We start from the raw sequence: 15,522 nt of genomic DNA, 5'->3' as shown, positions 1-15,522 counted from the left end.
CGCATGTAACAATGCGGCACATGCGGCCTGAACAGATGCGTCCGCGAAGCTCGTCAGTTTGGAGGAGAGGATGGATACAATAAGCACCACGGAGAATCTCATACGCGTTGAGCATCCTTCCTCGAAGGTCGTCCAATTGACGCTGGACGGCTCAACCCCAAGCAATTTCCTGGACACGGACGCGCGCCTCAGAGCCGTGCGCGCGATCGAAGCGGCGGGCCGCGACCCGGCCATCGCGTCCTTGATCCTGTCGGGCCCTTCCGGTGCGTCTTTTTGTGGCGGCGGAGATATCCGCGAAGTCAGCAAGATCCACGAGGAAGCCGATGTCGACGGCTGGCTGGACAGTATCATCGCACTCTACCTGGCCCCGCTGAATTGCCCGAAGCCCGTCGTCGCGGCTATCCAGGGAGAGGCAAAGGGACAAGGCCTGCAGCTCGCGCTGCTCTGCGATGTTCGGATCGCCGCATACGGCGCGAAGTTCGCCGAGCCGGAACTCACGCATGGCGTGGGGTGCGCTGTGGGCGCGACTATCCTTCGCCACTTCGTCTCGTACGGCGTGGCCACCGAGATGGTGTACGGTTGCCGGGAAATCGGCGCGATCACCGCCATGGAATACAACCTGATCAATTCGGCTGTCCGTGACCAGGATCTAATGTCCACCGCGCTGCACTGGGCGCAGCGCCTTGCCGACTATTCGCCCCAGGCTTTCGCGCACACCAAACGTATCATCGCGCGCAACATGATCGAAGAGCTGAGGTCATGCCTTCCGGCTGCCCGGCACATGCATAAGATGCTGCTCGTAGCGGATAAGAGATGACCCGCCCGCTTGCGGCAACTTTCACGTTGATCTCGCGTGCACTGATTCAGGCAGCGCTCGTCTCGATGCTCCTGTTCGCGTACCGGCAGGCCTCAGCCCAACTGGTATCGTGCGCGGCGCAAAGCGTCGTCACCCGGGCGGACGTCGAAAACGCGATCGCATTTCGCTTCGGCGAAGAACCGCCGATCACCAATGCGCAGCCCGGTCCAGGCAATGAGCCCGCGGACCACCCCATATCGAACCAGAGGCGGTTCGATATGGGCGCCGCATACCTGACCGGCAAGAACGCCCGAAAAGATTCGAATCGGGCGTTCGCCTGGTTTCTGAGCGCCGCAGAACAAGGCGACGTGGAGGCCGCGATGATCGTCGCTTACCTTTATGCCACCGGAACCGGCACGCCCGCGAATTGCCGGGAAGCTGCGAAATGGCTTTGCCGGGCAGGCGACAGCGGCATCGAGGAAGTGAAGTATGCGATGGGAACTCACTGCTCTTCCGCCGATGAACCGGATTCTCATCCGCCTTCTGCCAAACACTGAGGAACTCGAAGCATGAAATTTTTCGCCATCGGACTGTCGCTAGCGGCGGCCTTCATCCTCATAGGGGAAACTGCCGGCGCAACCTCGGCCACGTCCGCCACGCCTCCGATCAGAACGGTTCAGTCTTCACATCCGCCCTACGTCGCCGGCGTAGCGAATGAGCGGCTCATCTCGATCAGCTTGCAGCCCCAGGTGTTAAAGCTCGATATGAATGTTGTCAACTCGATCAAATCCGAAGCCGGTGACGACTTCAAGCCCGCCCGATACACCTTTCCCAATTCTCACGTTCCGCGATCGGTGCTGTCGCACCTGTCGGGCATTTATGGTTACGATCGCCGCCGGGACGTTCCCATCGTTTCTTCGGGCGGAGACTGGGTCATCGCGGAATACTTCCGGGCTGGCTCGCACATACCGGTGTCTCGCTTTCAGTTGCTCGGCAAACAGGTTCAACGTCAGGAACAACTGGATCAGGCCGGCAGAACGGTCAGGCTCATCGTGGTCGGTTGGGCACGCACATCCGACATGGACGACGAAGCTTCGGATCCGTCCCAGCTAGGCGAGCATCCGGCATGGATTCGCGTATTCAACGTTATGCCAGGGGGCAAGAAGCAACTCGCGGCGCTGGCATGGCGAAAGACGCGCTTCCCGACCGCACCCGATACCTACGATGCGCCGAAGGACAACGAGCTCGCGTACGGTTTGCCGAACGGCCTCGTGAAGTGGCAGACCATGGAGCAATTCACCCGGGCCGAAAACATCGACCTCGACGCCAGAAGTCTCGCGGGTCATTCGCGCCAGCAACAATCTCGCATGTAATGGTTCGAGACATGGGCCGGCTTCTTCGAGTTCTCACCTTCCCACTCGTTCTGCTTCCGGCGCCGTTCTTGGCGCCGTTGGCCTTTGGCAGCTCGGCTGCCGATCTGTCCTCCGCGGACGGCGCGTCCTCATCGTCGGTACCCGACCACTACTACGTCGGAAGGAGAGGCGATGCGTTCGAGTACGCCAAGATCCCCGGCGGCCCGGCCGAAGCGCAGAACACGGTGCTGGTCTGGTACCTGGGCGCGAACAAGGACCAGGAACCTGTCATCCGCTATCAGGATGGCGCGAGCAGCGGAACGTTGAGTTGCTTTGACCACTGTCAGTTCGTACGCGGCGCGACCTTTGTCGGAGGAAAGCTCGTGCAGACGGGCCGCATTCGCGTCACGAACGATCCGCTGATCTACACGATCATGCACGACGCGCGCGCCGGACGCTTGCGTGTGCCCGTGAAGAACGAACCTATCGCGACGGGCTCCAGGTAAAGCAGACAAGATCACATCGACCTCGGATATGTCGGGCACACACCGGTTCGGTCATTGAGACCGTTTCGGATGAAAAAATCGCAGCTCCATGGAAATTGCGGATATGAAATGGCGTTCTCCTCCGGTGTCCCTTTTGGCATTTCTTTTGGCCTTGCTGACATCCTCTTCCAGTATGGCGGCCTGCGATCGAGGCTTCGATAGAAACCTGTCGCTGCAAGACGGCCTGGCAATCGACCGGAATGCCGGTCTGGTCTGGAAGAGATGTGCAGTCGGAAGGGAATGGGACAAACACGGGCAACGATGCACCGGCCGGCCAACGGGTTTGAGCCAGGACGACGCACGGCAGGCTGCACAACGCGCGGGACCCGGCTGGCGCATTCCCACGGGCCGCGAAATGGACACGCTACGTCGAAACGCGTGCAAGGGACCCAAGATCGATGCCAAGGCGTTTCCGGGCATAGGACTGTCTGATTTCGGCGAAGGCGCGAATTTCTGGACATCGACTGCGGCCATGCCCGGCACGTTCTACTACTTCAACTTCACGGACGGCTCCGTCGATTTCCACAGTGCGGGCTTCGCACTGTCGGTGCTTCTGGTTCGGAGTGCGGCACGCGATCGACGATGAAGAGACGGTCGCCATCTTCGAAGCGCGTTTCTCTTCTTTTGGCGGCCATTTCCGGCGACTTCCAGCGGCAAAGACTTCAAGTCGGGTCCTGATCATGTCCTGACCGAACGCAAAAAATTGTTCACCGTTTGATGTGATACGTTATATCATCTCGTCAATCGTCCGACACTAGCTTCCGAGGCCGGTGGAGGCACGTCTCCAGTCAACACCAAGCGTCACGCCCCGCGTGGCCAATCCGACATGACCGCATCCGTCGAAATCATGCTCGCACGCGCCGAAGCCCTCGCCGGCGAGCGCGGCGTCGCCCTTACGCCGCTGCGCCGCCAGGTGTATGAACTCGTGCTGAAGGCGCACAAGCCGATCGGCGCCTACGACCTCATCGACGCCATGGAGCCGCAGCGCGGCGCGCGCGTGCCGCCGACCACCGTGTATCGCGCGCTGGATTTTCTGGTCGAAAACGGCTTCGTGCATCGCATCGAATCGAAGAACGCGTTCGTCGCTTGCTGCGATGCGGGCAAGCCGCACGAGAGCCAGTTCCTCATCTGCGACGAATGCGGTGCAACGCTCGAGATCCAGGGCCGCGAACTTGCTTCGTCGCTGTCCAAAAGCCCGCCCGCGCACGGTTTTCAGGTGCATCACCAGGTCGTCGAGCTGAGCGGCCTGTGCAGCGATTGCCAGAAGAAACATCGCGGCGCCTGACGCGCGCCTTCTCGAGAACAACTCATCCACAAAGGATTTCGATGAAACTCGCGCACGTCCTGACCTGCTTCGCCATCGCGCTCGGCTTCTGCAGCGCGGCATCGGCACAGACCGCGCGCGTGCCGGTGGTCGCGGCGGAGAACTTTTACGGCGACGTCATTCGCCAGCTCGGCGGCGATCGCGTGCAGGTGACGAGCATTCTCAACAATCCGGACGAAGACCCGCATCTCTTCGAAGCGAGCCCGAAGACCGCGCGCGCGTTGCAGCACGCGGCGCTCGTCGTCTATAACGGCGCGGACTACGATCCGTGGATGGACAAGCTGCTCGCGGCATCGAAGAGCAATGACAAGCGCACGGTGATCGTCGCGGCGAAGCTCGTCGGCAAGAAGGCCGGCGACAATCCGCACCTCTGGTACGACCCGGCGACGATGCCCGCCGTCGCGAAGGCGGTGAGCGCGTATCTCGTCGCCGCAGACCCTTCGCACAAGAGCGACTACGACGCGCGCCTCACCACCTTTCTGGATTCGATGAAGCCGATCGATGCGAGCGTCGCGCAACTCAAGTCTCGCTACAAGGGCGTGCCGGTCACGGCGACCGAGCCGGTGTTCGGCTACATGTCCGATGCGATCGGCTTCGAGATGCGCAACCAGCGTTTCCAGATGGCCGAGATGAACGAGACCGAGCCGAGCGCCACCGATATCGCCGCGTTCGAGAAGGACCTGCGCGAGCGCCGCGTGCATGTGCTCATCTACAACAGCCAGGCGACGGGCGCGCTCACGAAGCGCCTGCTCAACGTCGCGAAGGACGCGCACGTGCCAAGCGTCAGCGTGACGGAAACCATGCCCGCGAAGCAGACCTATCAGCAATGGATGCAGTCGCAGCTCGACACGCTCGCGGGCGCCCTGCAAGGATGGCAACGATGAACGCCGCGCAAGCCGCGCTCGAAGTCGATCGCGTGACGCTCGCGCTCGGCGGGCGCGAGATTCTCAACGACACGAGCTTCACCGTTCACAACGGCGAGTTCATCGGCGTGCTCGGGCCGAACGGCGCGGGCAAGACCACGCTGATGCGCGCCCTGCTCGGGCTCGTGCCTGTGAAAAGCGGGACCATCCGCGTGAACGGCGAGGCCGTTGTGCGCGGCAATCCGTCGATCGGCTATATGCCGCAGATCCGCACGGGGCTCGCGAACCGCCGCGTGCTGGGCCGCGATTTCGTCGCGATGGCAGCGGACGGGCATCACTGGGGCCTGCCGCATCGCAACGCGCGCATTCGCGCGGATGTCGAGCGCGTGCTCGAGCTCGTCGGCGCGCATCAGCTGGCTTCGCGTCCGTTGTCGGAGTTGTCGGGCGGCGAGCGTCAGCGTCTTTTGCTCGCGCAATGCCTGCTCGGCAATCCGCGTCTTTTGCTGCTCGACGAACCGCTCATCAGTCTCGATCCGCGTCATCAGACGGGCGTGGTCGAGCTCGTGCGGCGCGTGCAGCGTGAGCTGAACATCACCGTGCTCTTCTCGGCACATGAACTCAATCCGCTGCTGAATTCGCTCGACCGCGTGCTTTATCTCGGCAGCGGGCGCGCGGCGCTCGGCACAGTCGATGAAGTCATCTCGAAGCCGGTGCTGTCGCGTCTCTACGGTTCGCCCATCGACGTGATGCGCGTGAACGGGCGCATCTTCGTGATGTCCGGCGATGTAGAGATCGACAAGCTCGATCACGCGCATGAAGAAGGCGACGAGCACACGCACGAGCACGAACATGACCACGATCATGGTCATGAGCGCGGTCACGGTCACGGCAAGAAGGGACAGCACACGCACAATGTTTGAATACGACTTCATGGTGAATGCATTCGCGGCCTCGGGGATCGTCGCGGTGCTGTCGGGGATCGTCGGGTACTTTCTCGTGTTGCGCGGACAGACCTTCGCGGGTCACGCGCTGTCGCACGTCGGCTTCACGGGCGCCACGGGCGCGGTGTTGCTCGGCATGCCGCCGCTCTGGGGGATGGTGGGATTCACGCTCGCGGCGGGCGTCGGCATGGGCGCGCTCGGCGAGCGCCTCTCCGGCCGCGATGTGGCGATCGGCGTGATTCTTTCGCTATCGCTCGGGTTTGGCTTGTTGTTTCTGCACTTCTTCACCGCGTATGCCACGCAGGCCACGGCGCTTCTCTTTGGCAACGTGCTCGGCGTGAGTCATGAGACGCTCGTCGTGCTGCTGGGTCTCGCGGTCGTGAGCCTCGCGGCGCTCGCCTTCATCATGCGGCCGCTGCTGTTCGCGTCGTTGCAGCCGGAACTCGCGGAAGCCAAGGGCGTGTCGCTGCGGCTCGTTTCGGTGCTGTTTCTCGCGATCACCGCGCTCGCGGTGGCGGCGTGCACGCAGATCGTCGGGGTGCTGCTCGTGTTCGCGTTGATGGTCGGGCCTGCGGCCGCGGCGCAGAACGTGACGACGCGATTGTCGTCGGGGTTGGTGTTCGCGGCGCTGTTCGCCCTCGGGCAGGCGTGGGTCGGGTTGACGCTTGCTTACTACTCCGACTGGCCTACGAGCTTCTGGATCACGATGCTTGCCGCCGTTGTGTATGGGGCGAGTTTGCTGGGGCGGAGGGGGCATTGAAGGGGGGTGGGGTTGGGGTGGGGGTGCTTAGTCTGTCGTGGAACTTGTATTCGCGTCGGTCTATTAGCTCTGCCCCTATGCGGGGCGGCAGTCACTTTCTTTGCTGCTGCAAAGAAAGTAACCAAAGAAACAGCTTGTCCCATCCAAAGTGCTTCAAGCCGGCCCCGGCACAGAAGATAGCAAGTGGTCCGGCAGTAGCGAGTGCCCTCACAGGCCTAATCGGGCTTGGACCGCGCACGGTCTGACAAGCTAGCAATTTAAGGGCCCTGGTTCAGCGCCAAATAGCTCCGGCACAGCGCTACGCGCTGCCGCTGGGTCTGCAAGGGAAACCAACCTAACGCGAATGCAGTGAGATGGAAGCATCAGCAAAGAAGCACGCGCGGACCCGATGGACCGGTCGGCCGCGAAGCGGGCCGGAGCTAGTTGGCGCCTTACCAGTTCGTTAAGCGGCGCGATGTGGCAGACCGTGCGCGATCCAAGCCCGGTGAGTTTTGTGAGGGCACTCGCTACTGCCGGACCACGAGACTTCTTCTGTGCCGGGGCCGGCTTGAAGTACTTTGGATGGGGATAGCTGTTTCTTTGGTTACTTTCTTTGCAGCAGCAAAGAAAGTGACTGCCGCCCCGCATAGGGGCAACGCTAATAAACCAAAGCCACAACGGGATCCGGCGAAAAAAAAAACCGGACCCCTCAATTCCCAGTCAGCGACACAAAACCCGCGCATGATGCGCGACATGCTCCCCGACGAAAGTCGAGATAAAGAAGTACCCGTGGTCGTACCCATCATGACGCCGCACGGTCACCTCGTGCCCCGCCTCCCGCGCGTTGCGCTCAAACACATCGGGATGCAGCTGCTCGGCAAGAAACTGATCCGCCAGCCCCTGATCGATCAGAACACCGCCTTCAAACCGCGAAGCCGCATTACCCTTGATAAGCTCGCTGGCATCGTATTGCTTCCACGCTTCGCGATCATCCCCGAGATATCCCGAAAACGCCTTCACACCCCACGGACACTGCGAAGGCGCCGCGATCGGCGCAAACGCCGACACCGACCGATACAAGTCCGGATTGCGCAACGCGAGCACGAGCGCGCCATGCCCGCCCATCGAATGCCCGAAGATACCAATGCGCTCCTCGCGCACCGGCAACTCCGCGATGACCGTCTCGCGCAACTCCTGCGTCACATACGAATACATGCGATAACGCCCCGCCCAAGGCTCGCGCGTCGCATCGACATAAAAACCCGCGCCGACGCCAAAATCCCACGCATCTTTCTCACCGGGAATATCCGCGCCGCGCGGGCTCGTATCCGGCGCGATCAGCGCAATACCGTGCTCGGCCGCGTAACGCTGCGCGCCCGCCTTGATCGGAAACGTCTCTTCGGTGCAGGTGAGCCCGGCGAGATAGAACAGACCAGGCACTTTTGCCGAAGACGCTTGCGCAGGCAGAAAGACGGAGAAACGCATCGGCAGGCCGATCGTCCGCGAATCATGACGATAGATGCGCTGCACGCCATCGAAGCAACGATGTTCTTCCACGAGTTCCAGCATGGACTTCTCCTCGCTCAATAGATGACGACGGAACGGATCGACTCGCCCTTCTTCATGAGGTCGAAGCCGTCGTTGATCTGCTCCAGCTTGAGATGATGCGTGATCAGATCGTCGATATTGATCTTGCCTTCCATGTACCAGTCGACGATCTTCGGCACGTCCGTGCGGCCACGCGCGCCGCCGAATGCCGAGCCTTTCCATTCACGGCCCGTGACGAGCTGGAACGGACGCGTGCTGATCTCTTCGCCCGCCGCCGCCACGCCAATGATGAACGACTGCCCCCAGCCCTTGTGCGTGCATTCGAGCGCCTGACGCATCAGTTTCACATTGCCGACGCATTCGAACGAATAGTCCGCGCCGCCATCGGTCAACTGCACGATATGGTCGACAACGTTCTCCACTTCCTTCGGGTTGATGAAGTGCGTCATGCCGAATTTCTTCGCGAGCTCGACACGCCCCGGATTGATATCGACGCCAATGATCTTATCCGCGCCGACCATCTTCGCGCCTTGAATCACGTTCAACCCGATGCCGCCGAGACCGAACACGACGACATTCGCCCCCGCTTCCACCTTCGCCGAATACACGACGGCACCGACGCCCGTCGTCACGCCGCAGCCGATGTAGCAGATCTTGTCGAACGGCGCGTCCTCACGCACTTTCGCAACCGCTATCTCAGGCACGACAATGTAATTCGAAAACGTCGATGTGCCCATGTAGTGAAAGAGCGGCTTGCCATCGAGCGAAAAGCGCGACGTCGCATCGGGCATCAAACCCTTGCCCTGCGTCGCGCGAATCGCCTGACAAAGATTCGTCTTGCGCGACAGGCAGAATTTGCACTGGCGGCATTCCGGCGTGTAAAGCGGAATGACGTGATCGCCCTTCTTCAATGTGCCGACGCCCGGCCCGACATCGACGATAACGCCCGCGCCTTCATGCCCGAGAATCGCCGGGAAGATGCCTTCCGGATCGGCGCCGGACAGCGTGTAGTAATCGGTGTGGCAGATGCCCGTCGCCTTCACTTCGATCAGCACTTCACCCGCGCGCGGGCCTTCGAGATCGACTTCCTCGATCGTCAATGGCTTGCCCGCTTCCCATGCAATTGCTGCTTTCGTCTTCATCGTTCAGCTCCTTGATCTTGGAAAATGCGTTTCGATAATGCGGATTTGTTTCAGCGCACGACGTTCAGGATTTCGTAGCATGCGCCCATCGTGTGATAGTCGGTCTTGCCGGCAGGGCTTTTCTCGTCGCTGTACTGGCGATTGTCGCGCGTGAGGATGCGATACCACGCACCCCACTTGTGATCGACGAAATGCGCCCAGCTATAGGCCCACAGGCGGTCGTAATCGTTCCAGTAACGCGCGGCGAGCGCGGCGTCGCCATCGCGTTGCGCACGGTCCGCCAGCAGCGCCGCCGCCGCGAGCGATTCGGCCTGAACCCAGAAGTACTTGTCTTCGTCGTAGAACTTGCCTTCGGGATCGAAGCCGTAGACCATGCCGCCATGCTCGTGATCCCACGACAGTTCCAGCGCGCGATCGAACAGCTCGCGGGCACGCGTGACATGCCACGCCTCGGGCTTGTGCCGGTCGAGAATCAGCAGCAACTTCGCCCACTCCGTCTGATGCCCCGGCTGAAAACCCCACGGCCTGAAGATGTTGCTGCGGTCGCCCTTGTTGTAATCCCAGTCGATCGACCAGTCCGGCTTGTAGTGCTCCCACACGAGACCGCCCGCGAGCTTCGCCTGACGGTTCACCATGTTGTCCGCAAGCAAGGCCGCGCGCTCGAGATAGCGCGCTTCGCCCGTCGCTTCGAAGGCGGCCAGCAGCGCCTCGCACGTATGCATGTTCGCGTTCTGGCCGCGATAGTCCGACACCTGCCAGTCCGCGCTCGCCTCATCCTTGTAGAGACCGTGCCGCGCGTCCCAGAAGCGCGCTTCCATCAGGTTCCAGGTTTCGTCGAGATACGCGCGCGCTTCGTCGAATCCCGCTTCGACCGCCTTCGCATACGCCAGCACGACGAACGCAAGGCCGTAGCAATGGTTGGTCGCATCGGTGACAGCGCGGCCATTCAGCGTCCACGCATAGCCGCCCGTCTCAGGATTGCGATGAAACTCGCGCAGATATTCGATGCCGTGCGCCACGCCGCCGCGATATTCATCGAGCCCGAAGTGCTTGTATGCCATCGCGTAGTTGAAGACGAAGCGCGTGCTCGACACGAGATGACGCGAGGTGCGGTCGTAAATCGTGCCGTCGTTCTTGTAGAAGTGATAGAAGCCGCCCGCCGGGTCCATGCAGTGCGGGTGATAGAACGTCATCGTGCGCAACGCGTGATCGAGCAGAAACGCACGTGAGCGGAACTCGGGAAGCGACGCGGGCCTGGACAGTTCGGATGCGGACATGGCTGAATTCGATAGTGTCGTGATGAAGCGAGCCTCATATGAAGCGCCGCTTCATGGTTCCGGATGCGCATTGCAACGGAATCGAAGGTACGAAAGTTTAAGCGCTCTCGCGCGGCGGCGTGAACCAGTCTTCGGTGCGCCTGTACAGATCGACGAAGCGCGCGAGCCGTTCATCGAGCGATGCATTCGCGCGCGGTGCCGCGGCGAGCGTCGATGTCGGCGCGAGCGATGCGAGATCGTCCACGCGCCAGTGGCCCGCCGCGATGCCGCCGAGAATCGCCGCGCCGCGCGTCGCCGCGTTGGGGCAATCGACGGCATGCAACTCGACGCGCAAGGCATCGGCGAGCAACTGGCGCCAGCGCGGATCAACGGAGCCGCCGCCCGCGAGCAGCATCGAATCGAGCGTGGTGCCATTCGCGCGGATCGCGTCCAGTCCTGCACGCAATGCGAATGCCACGCCTTCGAACGCGGCGCGCATCATCGTGCCGCGCGTGTCGACGAGGCCGAGGCCGAGCCAGCCGCCGCGCGCATTCGGGTTCATCCACGGCGAACGCTCGCCACTCAGGTACGGCAGAAAGCTTACCGACGCGCTGGATTTCGCGGCGAACGCATCGTCGTAGGCTTCGGGCCACGATGCATAGCCGAGCCAGCCGCGCACCGCCTCCAGCGCAACGCCGACGTTCTGCATCGCCGCCATGCGATACCACGCGCCCGTCGCCGCGCGGTACGTGTGCAGGCCATGCACGGGCGCGGGCGCATTGGCGCACATGACGACGATCTGGCCGCCGGTGCCCGTGGTGAGCAGCGCGTCGCCATCGGACGAGAGACCGCTGCCGAGCGCGGCGCACGGCGTATCGCCCGCGCCGACGGCCATCGGAATGCCCGCGCGCAAGCCGAGCTGCGCCGCCGCTGCGTTCGATAGCGCGCCGCTGGTTTCATGCGATGCCGCGAGCGGCGCGAACCACTTGCGCGGCAAGCCAAGCCGGTCGATGAGCGCATCGTCCCAGTCGCCGGACGGCAAAGCGAGCGCGGTCGCGCAGGCGTCTGATGCATCGGTGACGAAGTTGGCAACAGCGGTCCCGCCGAGCTTCGCGCGCAGCCAGTCCTTCGGCTGCAAGGCCCAGCGCGTGTCGGCCGCGACTTCAGGCTCGTGAGACGCGAGCCAGCGCAGCAACGGCCCCGCCATGCCGGGCGCGACCGGATTCGCTTGCGGCTCGGGCCACGCGTCGAGCAGATCGCGCGCGCGCGTGTCGGGCCAGAGCATCGCGGCGCGCAAGGCACGGCCATCGGCGGCGGCCGGCACGACGCCGTGCATCTGCCCGGAGAAGCCGATCGCGCTCACCGCTTCGCGCTCGTTCGCGGGCAGGCGCGAGGCCGCATCGACGAGCGCCGAATACCACGCATCGACCGTGGTTTCGGCCCAGCCGGGCTGCGCGCTCGTCACCGCGTAGGCGGCGCTCGACGATGCGATTTCGCGCCCGTCTTCATCGACGATGGCGAGTTTCAGGGAGCCCGTGCCGAGATCGATGCCTAAAAAACGCATGGGATTCGAGTCTGAAAATGACGTTAGGGAAAACGCGTAAAACCCGGGTATACCCCGCCATCGCGCGGCGAACGCGAAAAACGGACTATATGAGCGGCGTGATCCGCATCATAACGAGCATCCGAAGAACGCGGCCTTGCGCCGCACGACAAATTTCCCGCGATATGCGTCAAACCCCTTGTGGCAAAGGCCTGCGCACGTTTGCGCGAGGAATGGCGCCCGAAAACCATATCGGCGCGCGAACGCGATGTATAGCGGCGCGCGGTCTTGTTCGCGCCTTTTAATGCACTTAACTTGGAGGCCATTCAAATGGAAGGCGATAAAGGAGAGAGACATGGCTTCAAGTTCGGTGAAACCGTCCGTGCACCCGTGCGACGAACGGCTGCCCGCCGGTCAACTGCTGACGCTCGGCATTCAGCACGTGCTCGTGATGTACGCGGGCGCCGTTGCGGTGCCGCTGATTCTCGGCGCGGCGATGGGCCTGCCGAAAGATCAGGTCGCGTTCCTCATCAGCGCGGATCTGTTCTCGTGCGGCATCGCCACGCTGATCCAGACGCTCGGGTTGTGGATCTTCGGTATCCGCCTGCCCGTCATCATGGGCTGCACGTTCGCCGCCGTCGGCCCGATGGTCGCGATCGGCACCAATCCCTCGCTCGGCATTCTCGACGTATTCGGCTCGACCATCGCGGCGGGCGTGATCGGCATCGTGCTCGCGCCGATGATCGGCAAGCTGCTGCGCTTTTTCCCGCCGGTCGTGGTCGGCACGGTGATCGCGGTGATCGGCCTCTCGCTGATGGGCGTCGGCATCAACTGGGCCGCGGGCGGCGTTGGCAATCCCGATTACGGCAATCCGGTGTATCTGCTGCTGTCGTTCGTCGTGCTCTCGCTGATCCTGCTCATCAACAAGTTCATGCGCGGGTTCATCGCGAATATTTCGGTGCTGCTCGGCATCGTCGTGGGCTTCATCATCGCCGCGATGCTCGGCCGCGTGAACATGGATGGCGTCGCGCATGCGCCGTGGGTCGGCGTGGTGATGCCGTTCCACTTCGGCCTTCCGCACTTCGACGCGCTCTCCGTCGCGACGATGGTTATCGTCATGTTCGTCACCTTCATCGAATCGACGGGCATGTTCCTCGCGGTCGGCGATCTCGTCGATCGTCCTGTCGATCAGAAGGCGCTCGTGCGCGGCCTGCGTGTCGACGGACTCGGCACGCTGATCGGCGGCATCTTCAACTCGTTCCCGCATACGTCGTTCTCGCAGAACGTCGGTCTGATCGGCGTGACGGGCGTGAAGAGCCGCTTCGTCTGCGCGACGGGCGGCGTGATCCTGGTCGTGCTCGGCCTCTTCCCGAAGATGGCGCAGGTCGTGGCGTCGGTGCCGCCGTTCGTGCTCGGCGGCGCGGGCATCGTGATGTTCGGCATGGTCGCGGCGAACGGCATCAAGACGCTGTCCCGCGTGGACTTCTCGAAGAACCATCACAACCTGTTCATCGTCGCGGTGAGCGTGGGCATGGGCATGGTGCCGGTCGTCGCGCCAAAGTTCTTCACCCAACTGCCGCATGCGCTCGAGCCGATTCTTCACAGCGGCATCCTGCTGGCGTCGGTGTCGGCGGTGGTGCTGAATATCGTGTTCAACGGCGTGCGCAAGGAACGCGATGCGCGCCGCGATGCGCGTGAAGCCGCGCACGAGTTCGAAGGCGCGGCTCATGCGGGTGACGCGCACTAAGGAAGTCGTAACCCTGGAAGTGCTTGCTGGCTGTCTTGCGTTATGCGCCGCGGTGGGAGCCGCGGCGTTTTTTTTGGTGGATCGCCAATGCCGTGATGCGCGCGTCCCGCCACGATGGAATCGGTTATTCTCGAGGCATTCACCCGACCCGGCCGGTGACCATGCTCCATCCTCGTTCCTCGAATCCGACACCCCGTTTCTGGCGCAGCGCCGCCCTTCCCTACATCGAGGCGCGCGAAATCCTCGACGGACGCAACGTCTGCTATGCGCCTCATTCGCACGAGACCTTTTCCGTCGGCGCAATCAACGGCGGCATCAGCACCTACACGAACGGAAGACGGTCCGAACGCGTCGGAGCCGGTTCGGTCGTCGTCATGAATCCCGGCGATGTCCACGCATGCAATCCCATCGACGAGAAGCCGTGGTCCTATCGGATGCTGTATGTGGACGCGCTTTGGCTCGGCTCCTTGCAAGGTGAATCGGGCACGCACGCCTATTCCATCGCGGCGACGCAAGACGCGGCGCTGTATGGAGGGCTGAACCGGCTTTACCAAACCTTGTTCGATGACGAAACCAGCCACCTCGAAAAGGAGTGCGGCGCGCTGATGTTCTTCTCGGACGTGCATCACCGTCTGGAGCCGGGATCGGACGCAAGGCGCATCGCCAGCCCGAAGCTCGAGCCGGTCGCCGAATACATCCGGGTGAACTGCACGCGGCCGCTTCGCGTCGAGGATTTATGCGCTGTGTCGGGCTTGTCTGCGTCCCATCTCATCCGCGCGTTCAAGAATCGATATGGCATGACGCCGCACGCCTATCAGATGAACTCGCGCATCGAGTATTGCCGCCAGGAATTGAGACGCGGCCGGGCCATCGCGCACATCGCCGTGGATGCCGGTTTCGCGGATCAGGCGCATATGCAGCGCACATTCAAACGATTCGTTGCCGCGACGCCGGGGCAATATCTGCGCCGATGATCGCCGATCGCTCATTCGACGACCAGATAGATCGCGCTGGCGAAGACCAGCATCGCGATCGCCCGGTTGAATAACCTGATGCGTCTCGGGTTATCGACATATCGACGCAGAAGCACGCCGACCGCCGCCCAGCAGGAAAGCGATGCATAGCAGATCACGAAGTAGATGCCGACGAACACCCAGACGAGATCCATTTCCTTTCCGGCGAAGGCACCCATGCCCGCCAGCGATGCGAGCCATGCCTTCGGATTGAGCCATTGCATCGTGGCCCCGGATAGAAACGATGGCGCACGCGCGGCCTTGCCGATGCCCAGTTCGCCGTTATCGACCGCGAGTCTGAAGGCCATGTAAAGCAAGAACCCCACGCCTGCCCATTTGACGAACGAGATCAGGCTCGGCAGCCAGGTCAACAGCTCATGAACGCCGAGCCCGGTCAGAAGCAGCAGAAGCGTGAACCCGAACGTGGCGCCCGTGACGTGCCGCATGCTGACGTCGAATCCATGCTGGATGCTGCTGCTCAGTGCAACCAGATTGACGGGGCCGGGGGAAATCGATGCCGCCAATGCGAAGCCGCACATCGAGAGAAGATTGCCCATTTGCTTTCCTTCCTGTGTATGACGAGCGAAAAGAATAGGCAGAGCGGCCCGGCGAGTATTGAACAAAACTGCTGTTCTCGCGCTCCTCGATCGGCGCAAGACGGGCGGATCGGCGCCTCCCAAAAAGCAGAGACCCCGGACGCGATGCATCGGGCC

At 62.4% G+C, this 15,522-nt stretch carries 16 protein-coding genes; 11 read left to right on the top strand and 5 right to left on the bottom strand.

What is annotated here, in order from left to right; translation table 11 throughout:
* The first annotated feature begins 70 nt into the window (after positions 1–70).
* From AC1Z32_RS16725 to AC1Z32_RS16685, 9 genes are all read left to right on the top strand, one after another.
* On the top strand, positions 71–817 hold the full coding sequence (locus AC1Z32_RS16725) for an enoyl-CoA hydratase/isomerase family protein (protein WP_483479683.1): 747 nt from the start codon (positions 71–73) through the stop codon (positions 815–817).
* Entirely contained in the window at positions 814–1,353 is a 540-nt protein-coding gene (locus AC1Z32_RS16720) for a tetratricopeptide repeat protein (protein ID WP_483479682.1), read from the top strand. Before AC1Z32_RS16725 ends, AC1Z32_RS16720 begins: the two co-directional genes overlap by 4 nt.
* 12 nt (positions 1,354–1,365) lie before the next feature.
* Positions 1,366–2,169, top strand: coding sequence for a hypothetical protein (locus AC1Z32_RS16715; RefSeq protein ID WP_483479681.1), 804 nt, complete (start codon positions 1,366–1,368; stop codon positions 2,167–2,169).
* A 68-nt stretch (positions 2,170–2,237) separates the two neighbouring features.
* Positions 2,238–2,654 (top strand): hypothetical protein, encoded by a 417-nt coding sequence (locus AC1Z32_RS16710; RefSeq protein WP_483479680.1) that lies wholly within the window; start codon positions 2,238–2,240, stop codon positions 2,652–2,654.
* A 103-nt stretch (positions 2,655–2,757) separates the two neighbouring features.
* Positions 2,758–3,279: an Lcl C-terminal domain-containing protein gene (locus AC1Z32_RS16705; protein ID WP_483479679.1), complete on the top strand. Its 522-nt coding sequence runs from the start codon at positions 2,758–2,760 to the stop codon at positions 3,277–3,279.
* A gap of 240 nt (positions 3,280–3,519) precedes the next feature.
* Positions 3,520–3,978 (top strand): Fur family transcriptional regulator, encoded by a 459-nt coding sequence (locus AC1Z32_RS16700; RefSeq protein ID WP_483479678.1) that lies wholly within the window; start codon positions 3,520–3,522, stop codon positions 3,976–3,978.
* Positions 3,979–4,019: 41 nt separating this feature from the next.
* Positions 4,020–4,901 carry a metal ABC transporter solute-binding protein gene (locus tag AC1Z32_RS16695; protein ID WP_483479677.1) on the top strand — a complete coding sequence of 294 codons (882 nt, stop codon included), beginning with the start codon at positions 4,020–4,022 and terminating at the stop codon, positions 4,899–4,901.
* The gene (locus AC1Z32_RS16690; RefSeq protein WP_483479676.1) at positions 4,898–5,800 is read left to right on the top strand and encodes a metal ABC transporter ATP-binding protein; all 903 of its coding nucleotides are present in this window, start codon (positions 4,898–4,900) and stop codon (positions 5,798–5,800) included. Before AC1Z32_RS16695 ends, AC1Z32_RS16690 begins: the two co-directional genes overlap by 4 nt.
* The gene (locus AC1Z32_RS16685; protein ID WP_483479675.1) at positions 5,793–6,581 is read left to right on the top strand and encodes a metal ABC transporter permease; all 789 of its coding nucleotides are present in this window, start codon (positions 5,793–5,795) and stop codon (positions 6,579–6,581) included. Before AC1Z32_RS16690 ends, AC1Z32_RS16685 begins: the two co-directional genes overlap by 8 nt.
* Before the next feature lie 699 nt (positions 6,582–7,280).
* Here the strand turns inward: AC1Z32_RS16685 and fghA are convergent.
* From fghA to AC1Z32_RS16665, 4 genes are all read right to left on the bottom strand, one after another.
* The gene (fghA, locus tag AC1Z32_RS16680) at positions 7,281–8,129 is read right to left on the bottom strand and encodes an S-formylglutathione hydrolase (RefSeq protein WP_483479674.1); all 849 of its coding nucleotides are present in this window, start codon (positions 8,127–8,129) and stop codon (positions 7,281–7,283) included.
* A gap of 14 nt (positions 8,130–8,143) precedes the next feature.
* On the bottom strand, positions 8,144–9,250 hold the full coding sequence (locus AC1Z32_RS16675) for an S-(hydroxymethyl)glutathione dehydrogenase/class III alcohol dehydrogenase (protein ID WP_250476345.1): 1,107 nt from the start codon (positions 9,248–9,250) through the stop codon (positions 8,144–8,146).
* Positions 9,251–9,300: 50 nt separating this feature from the next.
* Positions 9,301–10,527 carry an AGE family epimerase/isomerase gene (locus AC1Z32_RS16670; RefSeq protein ID WP_483479673.1) on the bottom strand — a complete coding sequence of 409 codons (1,227 nt, stop codon included), beginning with the start codon at positions 10,525–10,527 and terminating at the stop codon, positions 9,301–9,303.
* A gap of 97 nt (positions 10,528–10,624) precedes the next feature.
* The gene (locus AC1Z32_RS16665; protein ID WP_483479672.1) at positions 10,625–12,070 is read right to left on the bottom strand and encodes a xylulokinase; all 1,446 of its coding nucleotides are present in this window, start codon (positions 12,068–12,070) and stop codon (positions 10,625–10,627) included.
* Positions 12,071–12,404: 334 nt separating this feature from the next.
* On the opposite strand from AC1Z32_RS16665, the gene AC1Z32_RS16660 reads away from it, so the two are divergent.
* Both AC1Z32_RS16660 and AC1Z32_RS16655 read left to right on the top strand, forming a co-directional pair.
* Positions 12,405–13,796: a nucleobase:cation symporter-2 family protein gene (locus AC1Z32_RS16660; RefSeq protein ID WP_483479671.1), complete on the top strand. Its 1,392-nt coding sequence runs from the start codon at positions 12,405–12,407 to the stop codon at positions 13,794–13,796.
* Between the two features lie 161 nt (positions 13,797–13,957).
* Entirely contained in the window at positions 13,958–14,770 is an 813-nt protein-coding gene (locus AC1Z32_RS16655; RefSeq protein ID WP_483479670.1) for an AraC family transcriptional regulator, read from the top strand.
* An 11-nt stretch (positions 14,771–14,781) separates the two neighbouring features.
* On the opposite strand, the gene AC1Z32_RS16650 is transcribed toward AC1Z32_RS16655, so the two are convergent.
* The gene (locus AC1Z32_RS16650) at positions 14,782–15,366 is read right to left on the bottom strand and encodes a LysE family translocator (protein WP_483479669.1); all 585 of its coding nucleotides are present in this window, start codon (positions 15,364–15,366) and stop codon (positions 14,782–14,784) included.
* Positions 15,367–15,522: the final 156 nt, after the last annotated feature.

The organism is Caballeronia sp. 11_S32 (assembly GCF_056930355.1).
This window is presented reverse-complemented; position numbering and strand designations above follow the sequence as displayed.

Coding starts and splice junctions, on each gene's coding strand:
- AC1Z32_RS16725 (WP_483479683.1), top strand. CDS start 71: ATGGATACAATAAGCACCACGGAGAATCTCATACGCGTTGAGCATCCT.
- AC1Z32_RS16720 (WP_483479682.1), top strand. CDS start 814: ATGACCCGCCCGCTTGCGGCAACTTTCACGTTGATCTCGCGTGCACTG.
- AC1Z32_RS16715 (WP_483479681.1), top strand. CDS start 1,366: ATGAAATTTTTCGCCATCGGACTGTCGCTAGCGGCGGCCTTCATCCTC.
- AC1Z32_RS16705 (WP_483479679.1), top strand. CDS start 2,758: ATGAAATGGCGTTCTCCTCCGGTGTCCCTTTTGGCATTTCTTTTGGCC.
- AC1Z32_RS16700 (WP_483479678.1), top strand. CDS start 3,520: ATGACCGCATCCGTCGAAATCATGCTCGCACGCGCCGAAGCCCTCGCC.
- AC1Z32_RS16695 (WP_483479677.1), top strand. CDS start 4,020: ATGAAACTCGCGCACGTCCTGACCTGCTTCGCCATCGCGCTCGGCTTC.
- AC1Z32_RS16690 (WP_483479676.1), top strand. CDS start 4,898: ATGAACGCCGCGCAAGCCGCGCTCGAAGTCGATCGCGTGACGCTCGCG.
- AC1Z32_RS16685 (WP_483479675.1), top strand. CDS start 5,793: ATGTTTGAATACGACTTCATGGTGAATGCATTCGCGGCCTCGGGGATC.
- fghA (WP_483479674.1), bottom strand. CDS start 8,129: ATGCTGGAACTCGTGGAAGAACATCGTTGCTTCGATGGCGTGCAGCGC.
- AC1Z32_RS16675 (WP_250476345.1), bottom strand. CDS start 9,250: ATGAAGACGAAAGCAGCAATTGCATGGGAAGCGGGCAAGCCATTGACG.
- AC1Z32_RS16670 (WP_483479673.1), bottom strand. CDS start 10,527: ATGTCCGCATCCGAACTGTCCAGGCCCGCGTCGCTTCCCGAGTTCCGC.
- AC1Z32_RS16665 (WP_483479672.1), bottom strand. CDS start 12,070: ATGCGTTTTTTAGGCATCGATCTCGGCACGGGCTCCCTGAAACTCGCC.
- AC1Z32_RS16660 (WP_483479671.1), top strand. CDS start 12,405: ATGGCTTCAAGTTCGGTGAAACCGTCCGTGCACCCGTGCGACGAACGG.
- AC1Z32_RS16655 (WP_483479670.1), top strand. CDS start 13,958: ATGCTCCATCCTCGTTCCTCGAATCCGACACCCCGTTTCTGGCGCAGC.
- AC1Z32_RS16650 (WP_483479669.1), bottom strand. CDS start 15,366: ATGGGCAATCTTCTCTCGATGTGCGGCTTCGCATTGGCGGCATCGATT.